This window comes from Mesoflavibacter sp. CH_XMU1422-2 (assembly GCF_037029245.1).
GTDB lineage: Bacteria > Bacteroidota > Bacteroidia > Flavobacteriales > Flavobacteriaceae > Mesoflavibacter > Mesoflavibacter zeaxanthinifaciens.
Genome location: NZ_JAYMEE010000070.1, coordinates 136,189 through 143,186, shown reverse-complemented (window position 1 = coordinate 143,186; position 6,998 = coordinate 136,189). Strand labels below are relative to the sequence as shown.

At 28.1% G+C, this 6,998-nt stretch carries 5 protein-coding genes; 1 reads left to right on the top strand and 4 read right to left on the bottom strand.

Features of this window, described 5'->3' with window-relative positions:
* Window positions 1-459: 459 nt before the first annotated feature.
* The 4 genes from drt3b to WA340_RS12620 all read right to left on the bottom strand — a co-directional run bounded on the left by drt3b (window position 460) and on the right by WA340_RS12620 (window position 5,603).
* Window positions 460-2,796: an antiviral reverse transcriptase Drt3b gene (gene drt3b / locus WA340_RS12635; RefSeq protein WP_336129343.1), complete on the bottom strand. Its 2,337-nt coding sequence runs from the start codon at window positions 2,794-2,796 to the stop codon at window positions 460-462.
* 3 nt (window positions 2,797-2,799) lie between these two features.
* Complete coding sequence (gene drt3a / locus WA340_RS12630; protein ID WP_336129342.1) at window positions 2,800-4,377, bottom strand: antiviral reverse transcriptase Drt3a; 1,578 nt, start codon at window positions 4,375-4,377, stop codon at window positions 2,800-2,802.
* A gap of 123 nt (window positions 4,378-4,500) precedes the next feature.
* Window positions 4,501-5,010, bottom strand: coding sequence for a hypothetical protein (locus WA340_RS12625; protein WP_117160300.1), 510 nt, complete (start codon window positions 5,008-5,010; stop codon window positions 4,501-4,503).
* Window positions 5,011-5,159: 149 nt separating this feature from the next.
* On the bottom strand, window positions 5,160-5,603 hold the full coding sequence (locus WA340_RS12620; RefSeq protein WP_336129341.1) for a GNAT family N-acetyltransferase: 444 nt from the start codon (window positions 5,601-5,603) through the stop codon (window positions 5,160-5,162).
* A gap of 208 nt (window positions 5,604-5,811) precedes the next feature.
* On the opposite strand from WA340_RS12620, the gene WA340_RS12615 reads away from it, so the two are divergent.
* Complete coding sequence (locus WA340_RS12615) at window positions 5,812-6,879, top strand: tyrosine-type recombinase/integrase (protein WP_223077084.1); 1,068 nt, start codon at window positions 5,812-5,814, stop codon at window positions 6,877-6,879.
* Window positions 6,880-6,998 lie beyond the last annotated feature (119 nt).

Genomic DNA, 6,998 nt, shown 5'->3' with positions numbered 1-6,998 from the left:
GATCAATTCACGTTTTTTAAATTCCGCTCAAGTTGATTTCTGCGCACAGTTCCGTTTTACATTTTTCAATTCAGCGTTACGTTTTGGTTTCTAGTATTAAATTCAGTTTCTGTTATATTTTTTTGCGCAAAGTTCCGTTGTTTTCAATGCTCGGAATTCACACGATTTTTACGTTTAGTTTTTAATTCCGCTATTGCAACCAACGGTCTAGTATAAGAATAGTAGCGGATTTTCACGCACTAACTTTTCGGTTAAACACTGACCTTTTTTATATTTACTTACTTTCGTTTTAGCGATTAAACCGCTATTATTTTTATACATTGTTGTAGCCAGTACTTTTAAGTGTTAATATTAAAAGTAGTCCCTGACTCAGACTACTTTTTAGTAAGAACTCAGCTGTAGAGTTTACTTACACCGTTTGTGTGTGTTGCTATTGCTAGCTGTCAGTTACGGTATGCTTTAATACACTTCTTGACTTCTTTTTGCTTGAAGCTCTAGACCAAAATCAAAATTAGTCCATTTTGTAAACCAATATTTTTCTTGTTCAATAAGTGCTATCCTATTCTTGTTTATTCCGACTTCTTTGAGAAGCTTTAATTTATATTCGTATTTGTTGATATGATTATCAAAATTTTCTTTAAATGATATAATAGAATTGACAAATTTAGCCTCTAGATTGTAAATATTTTGTCTCTGCCAAATAGATTTTTGTAATTCGGTTACATATTTTTCATAATTACCAATAACTCTAAAAATAATATTTTTTTCTATTTTATGTAATGATTTATTTGTTTTAAACTGTTCTAAACTTTTTTTCAATGTAAATAAATAATCTTCTGGATTATGCATAGGTGAAATAGCTGAATTATAAACACCAGAAATGTCAGAGTTAAGACTATCTTTTTCCTCTTTACTTAATTTATTATTTAAAAAAGGACAAGTTAATATATCCATTAATAATAAAACCAATTCTGTTTTATCTCTCCATCCTGTTATTTTACAAACTTTAAATGTTTCCAGTATTGTCTTTTTTAACTCTTTTAATATAGGTTGGTAGATTTTAATATCTCTTATATAGAATAATAGGACTGTAATCGAAAAATAATTTAATTCATTGAGAAAATCTAGTGAATTATCCTTATGAATCTTGATATTTAGATAAGAGCATAGTAGCTTAAAATTTAAACGATATTCTCTTCCTAGTCGACTTAAAGCAATCAGTAAATAAAGTGTTTCAATTTGTGTTTCTTTTTTTGTTTTGTTCTTTTGAAGTATTAAGTTTATTTCATCTGATATTTTCTTTAGAATATTATGTTTTGAGTTAGATGTGAATGGTTCTTTGTATTCGTTAGTTTTATTTTTTTTAAGAAAGCTGGTAATCTTGTCAATTACTAGACAAACTTTTATTGTAGAGTTAACTTTAGGAGAAACCGAATAAAGAAAAAATGTTACATCTAAAATTTCTAAAAATCCTGTCTCGAATTCTTTTTGAGTTTTCTTTGAAATTTCTTCGTCTTCCTCTTGAAGCTTTTTAAATTTCTTGATTAGTTTATTCGTTTTGTTATCAAGAACAGCTAAAGTATAATTCATTATATCTTTGTAATCAACTTCAGATTGCTTTATAATTGATTTAAAGCGTGTAATTACATTGTTTGAACTGAAATACAAAATTGGTTTTATTTCCTCATCGTCTTCTTGTTTATCCTTTTCTTTTAAAAGTAAATGATTATTAAATAGGTCATTTATTTTTTGTTTTGCAATACTGATTTCTGTTATGATTGGTTTAGAATATTGAATTGATTTTTTATCATTGAGATACATTTTATATCTCTTTAATGATAATTTGAAAGTTTCCGATATTCTATCTAAATCTGATTCTAAGTTGTAAAAAATAAAATAATCATCTACATATCTAAAAATTTCATAATCAACTTTATGTATTAATTCTTTTCCATTTTTATCACGTGTTTTTAATTTTTCATAAATGTCAATGTCAATTTGTTGAAGGATTAATTCAGAGAAAATTCGTGAAAATTCAGGACCAATAATTATTCCATTAGTTTCATTTGCGTTTAGGTCTTGCATTAAACGGTCAAATTCTCCTCCAAAAGTTGAAAGTGAAGACTCAATATTGGTTTTGACAATGTTTTTATTAAAAACTGCCCAAGATATAGTATGTGTATATATACTGTCAAAGCATTTTGTAACATCAATTTTTAAAAGTTTATTATATTTTTTTTCACTTCTGTGGAATTGATAGGACTCGTAAAATTTATGGATATTGCTATACTTTCTATAACTGAAAAATGATTTTAAGTTTTCGTATTCACTATCTTCTTGCTCGATTTGAGAATGTTGTAAATCTTTGTCTTCATTTTTTTTATGAAGAACATCGTTATAGAAAGTGAAATTAGCAACTTTAGAAGGTCTACGAATTGAAAAAGGGCTTAAAGAACAATAGTAAATTATGAGTTCCTTATACTTGTCATAAAATTCAACCATTTTCCTTTGATTGGCTGGATGAATTACGCACAGTTGTCTAAAGTCATTTTTTTTATGTGTAATGTTAAAACTAAATGGTGTAGTTTTTTCTTTAACATTAAATAAAATCCACTCTATTTCTGAATAGGCTTTGTTATGTTTATCTTTAAAACTATAATTAGACTCACTTTTTTTACGTTTAAGTAAATATTTATAGAAATATCTATTTGAAAATGTTACAGGCGTTTCATATGGTAAAACATCTGATAATACTACTCTTTCTTTTGAGTATGAAATTGGAACTTTTTTTCGCATAAGTTATAGTCCTTTCCAGATTTTAGTCATTTTACCATTTTTAAAAGAGTCAATATTGAAACGAACAATCTTCTTTGTTCTGAAACCTTTTTCAAATGATAAGGTATCTAGTTTTGCTCTAATTTTTGAATTAGTTGATACGGGTAGAGTAGATATTTTTTGTTTTAAATAGTTATCCAATTCTATTAAATCAGTATAGGGTTCAGTTAGGAATTCATTTGAAAAATAAATCCCTATAAATACATTACTTTTTCGTCTAAATAATTGATGATTTTTGGTTAAAAATTTTAGCCTTTTATATAACATTCTTTCTGTTGTGTTTTTCGCACTAGCATATTTTATTATGTCAGAACTATAATCAGAAAAAGATGCGTTTATTTTATTTTTATAGCGAGTAAGTTTATCATCAGACATAAACACTTGAAGTTTGTCTTTGGTAATTTTTGTTACGGTTTTCTCGCCTTTTGTTTCTGTTTTTTTAGTGTAACTCAATTTAAATTTATACCCTAAATATGTTAAGTCATAACTCTGTGAGATTTTCCTTTCTTTATTCTCTTTTGTTAAGTTTAAAACCTCGGTTTTGTTGGTGTTGAGTCCTAATTTAGTAGAAGTCAATAAAATGTTTTTGATGTTATTTATGTATGATGTTTTACTTCTAATTTCTTTTCTGTGATTTGGCGTGATAATTATAATAATGTCATCGACATATCTTGTATAGTAGGATACATTGCTCAGAGATTTAATTTTTTTGTCAAAACCTCTTAAATAAAGTTCAGACAAATAGGCACTAAATCCGATTCCTCTAGGTATACCTTGACGTTCATCTGTTGTTGATTTTGAACCGTCTGCAATTAAAATGTTCCAATATTGATTTAAAACACGTCTAATTATTTTTTTTGAAGGATAACTTAACAAGCTGTTCTCTTCAATTATTTCTAAAAGTTCCTTGTGAGGAATAGATTCGTAAAACTTTTTAATATCTGTTCTAATAATTATTTTAGGAAATCCATCATCTAATAAAAGTCGTAATTGGTCTATAATAGTTTTGCGACTGGATTGTTTAACTTTAAAAGTCTTATAAATATTTCGCTGTAACTGTTTGGTTACAAAATAATTTTCAGGATTATGCTCAATTTCGTATAACTGACTTCCCCATTTTATTTGTCCTTTTTTTATTTTCAATTCATAATCTTCAATGTCCGTTTTTCGAGCAATTTCAATTAGAATCTTTTGAAGAATTTCTTCCCTTGTTTTTTTTAGCTCCTGTTTTTCTTCTTTTAGTTTGTTTAATTTTGTGTAATCTCTATTCTTAATGATTTTTATTGAAAAGACCTTGAATGATTCGTCCCTAATTTCTTGGTTTTTATCAATGATTAATTTTGAAACATCTCTTGATTTTTTAAAAATATCCGAATCAAAAAAAGCTTTATCTTCGAGGTAACGACCTTTTCTATTCTCTACATCAAGTAAGATTCTGAAATTTTCGTAAGAGAAGGATTGGTCTAACATTTCTTGGTTTTCTGTGTGTTGGTCGTATTGGCTACAACGTGTTTGTATATGGTTTGTTGCGTGGTTTAGCACGTAATTTAGCAAATAAAAACCGAATAGAAAATCCGCGAGGATTTTCGTAAGTAGGCTATAACTAGCAATAAATTATATACGGTGTTGGCAACTGGCTTTCTTTTTTTCGTTCCGATTTTTATTTTATTCGTTCATTTCAATTATTAATTTTTCTCCGTAATTCAGGTTTTTAAAGAAACTCAATTGTCTCTCAAATATATATCCGTTTTGCGTGAATTCCATAATTTGATTTTCGGTCTCGATTTTTAATTTCATTTCGTCGATTGAATATTCTCCAAGCACAATTCTAAAATATCTTGCAATCAATTTAGAAACTCCTAATTTCAACATAATCCACATTGGTGATAAAGTCAGAGGTTCAACACTTTCTTTTCCACGTATTAATTTTATGTATTCGATTTCCGATTCTTTTATTGTCAACGCACTTGTTTTATTAGACAAATTTGACCTTAAAAGAATTCCTCCTGAATATTTTTCAAAACTACATTTAGAGTTTTCTTTTATAAATTCCGTCGAATTATTTTTTGCTTTAAAAGACTTTAGATAAAATGATGAACTACCAATTGCTTTCGGTTTTTTCCAATCGATTTTTGTCGGTTTTCCAATATTTTTCTCGATTGTTCTTGAGTTCATTTTTTTTCGTTGAGTTCGTTTTTCAGCTTGTTGCCAACGGTCTCGTATAACCGTCAGTTACGGGTTAAAGTACGCAAATTTTTCGGTTAAACACAGACGTTAGCAATTCCGAGTGGATTCGGACGTAGTCGAATCCGCCGTAATTGCGGTTATACATTGTTGTAGCCAGTTTTTTTCATTTCATAGTGATTTTCAGATTCCAATATTTTTTCAAATCCTAATTTCTCATAGAACTTCTTTGCTCTTTTATTTTCTTTCAGAACCCTTAATCCGATTGATTTTTTTTCTTTTTCCGATTTTCGGATAATCGAATCCATAATTTTTGTTCCAAATCCGTTATTTTGAAATTCCTTTCCAAGAATCAAGTTTTCAAGATAGATTTCCGATTCAGAAGTTTGAATTGTCCAATATCCGATTTCGTTGTTTTCCGATTGGATTATTTCGGTTTTTTTAGGGTCGAAATTATCCTTGTGCATTTTCTTTTGGATTTTTTCGTCCCAGCCCCAAATTTTTTCCACGTAACTTTTCAGTCCATCTTTTTTAAACTCAAAAGTCAGTTTCCAATCTTCATATTTTGCCGGTCTAAATCTCAAATCCGAGGTCATTTTTCAAATTGGCTACAACACTTATATATACGCAATAATACTAAATATAAAATAAATATTCAATCTATATATATAAATATTTTAAAAGCTTATTGTTTACAGTAGATGAGAAGATTTTAAATTAATTGCGTAATTGGTATATCTAATTAAAATTATTTTTTATTTTTGATAAATAGATATACAAATTACGCAGGTTTTGATTTTAAGTAATTATTCATTTCAATTTGGTAAACACAATGACAAAGATGTTATTTGGATTAAGTTTCCATACTCCTCAACGCTTATAAATCAACTTAAAAAGCGTTTTCCTTCTGCAAAATGGAGTAAGACTCAAAAATGCTGGTACATGATAGATGGTACTTCGGTTAGAGAAGCGTTACAGCTACCAAGTAAAGACAAATCTGTTGGTTATCTGCAAAAAATTCATCCAAATAATCAAGAAGCATTTATAAATTTTCATCAGTTACTTAAACTTAAAGCATATAGCCCAAACACCATAAAAACCTATCTTTATGAGTTTGCACATTTACTTAAATTGATAAAAAATTATGATGTAAATATGCTTACTCCAGAAAAACTAAAATCCTACTTTTTATTTTGTTTAGAGCATGATAAAATGAAAGAACGAAAACTTAATGGAAAGATTAATGCTATTAAATTTTATTATGAGCAAGTATTACATAAACCAAAAATGTTTTTTGATATACCTAGACCTAAAAAGCCAATTACATTACCTAAACATTTATCTAAAAACGAAATAAAACGACTATTTAAACAAGTTAAAAATGAAAAACATCTGCTTATTTTAAAACTGGTTTATGGTATGGGGTTACGCCTAAGCGAAGTGACTAATCTTAAAATAACCGATATTGATAGCGAAAATATGATGGTTAGAGTAGAAGGAGCAAAAGGAAAAAAGGACCGAGTAGTAAATTTACCCGAAAGTATTTTGGAAGAAATGCGTGATTACTACCAAAAATATAAACCAGAATATTATTTATTTAACGGTCAATACGGCGGAAAATATTCGACCAGAAGCGTGCAAAGTATTTTTAAAACCGCAATGAAAAAAGCCAGAATTAACAAACGTATTGGTATACATGGTTTACGACACAGCTACGCTACACATCTTTTAGAAAGTGGCGCAGATATTAGGTTTATTCAAGAATTATTGGGGCATTATAGCATTAAAACTACTCAGGTTTACACCAATGTAACTAATCTTTCTAAGCATAAAATTAAAAGTCCTTTGGATTATTTGTAAATAAAATTTCTGCGAAAAGAGGAATCTAAATAACATGTTTTGTCCTTATTCAAACTGTTCACTAAGCGTAGTTGAAGTGATGCATGGCTGAAAAATCAATATTATAATAATCTTAATTA

Bases quoted from the DNA above. Each gene is read 5' to 3' on its own strand.
- drt3b (WP_336129343.1), bottom strand. From the start codon at position 2,796: ATGCGAAAAAAAGTTCCAATTTCATACTCAAAAGAAAGAGTAGTATTA.
- WA340_RS12625 (WP_117160300.1), bottom strand. From the start codon at position 5,010: ATGAACTCAAGAACAATCGAGAAAAATATTGGAAAACCGACAAAAATC.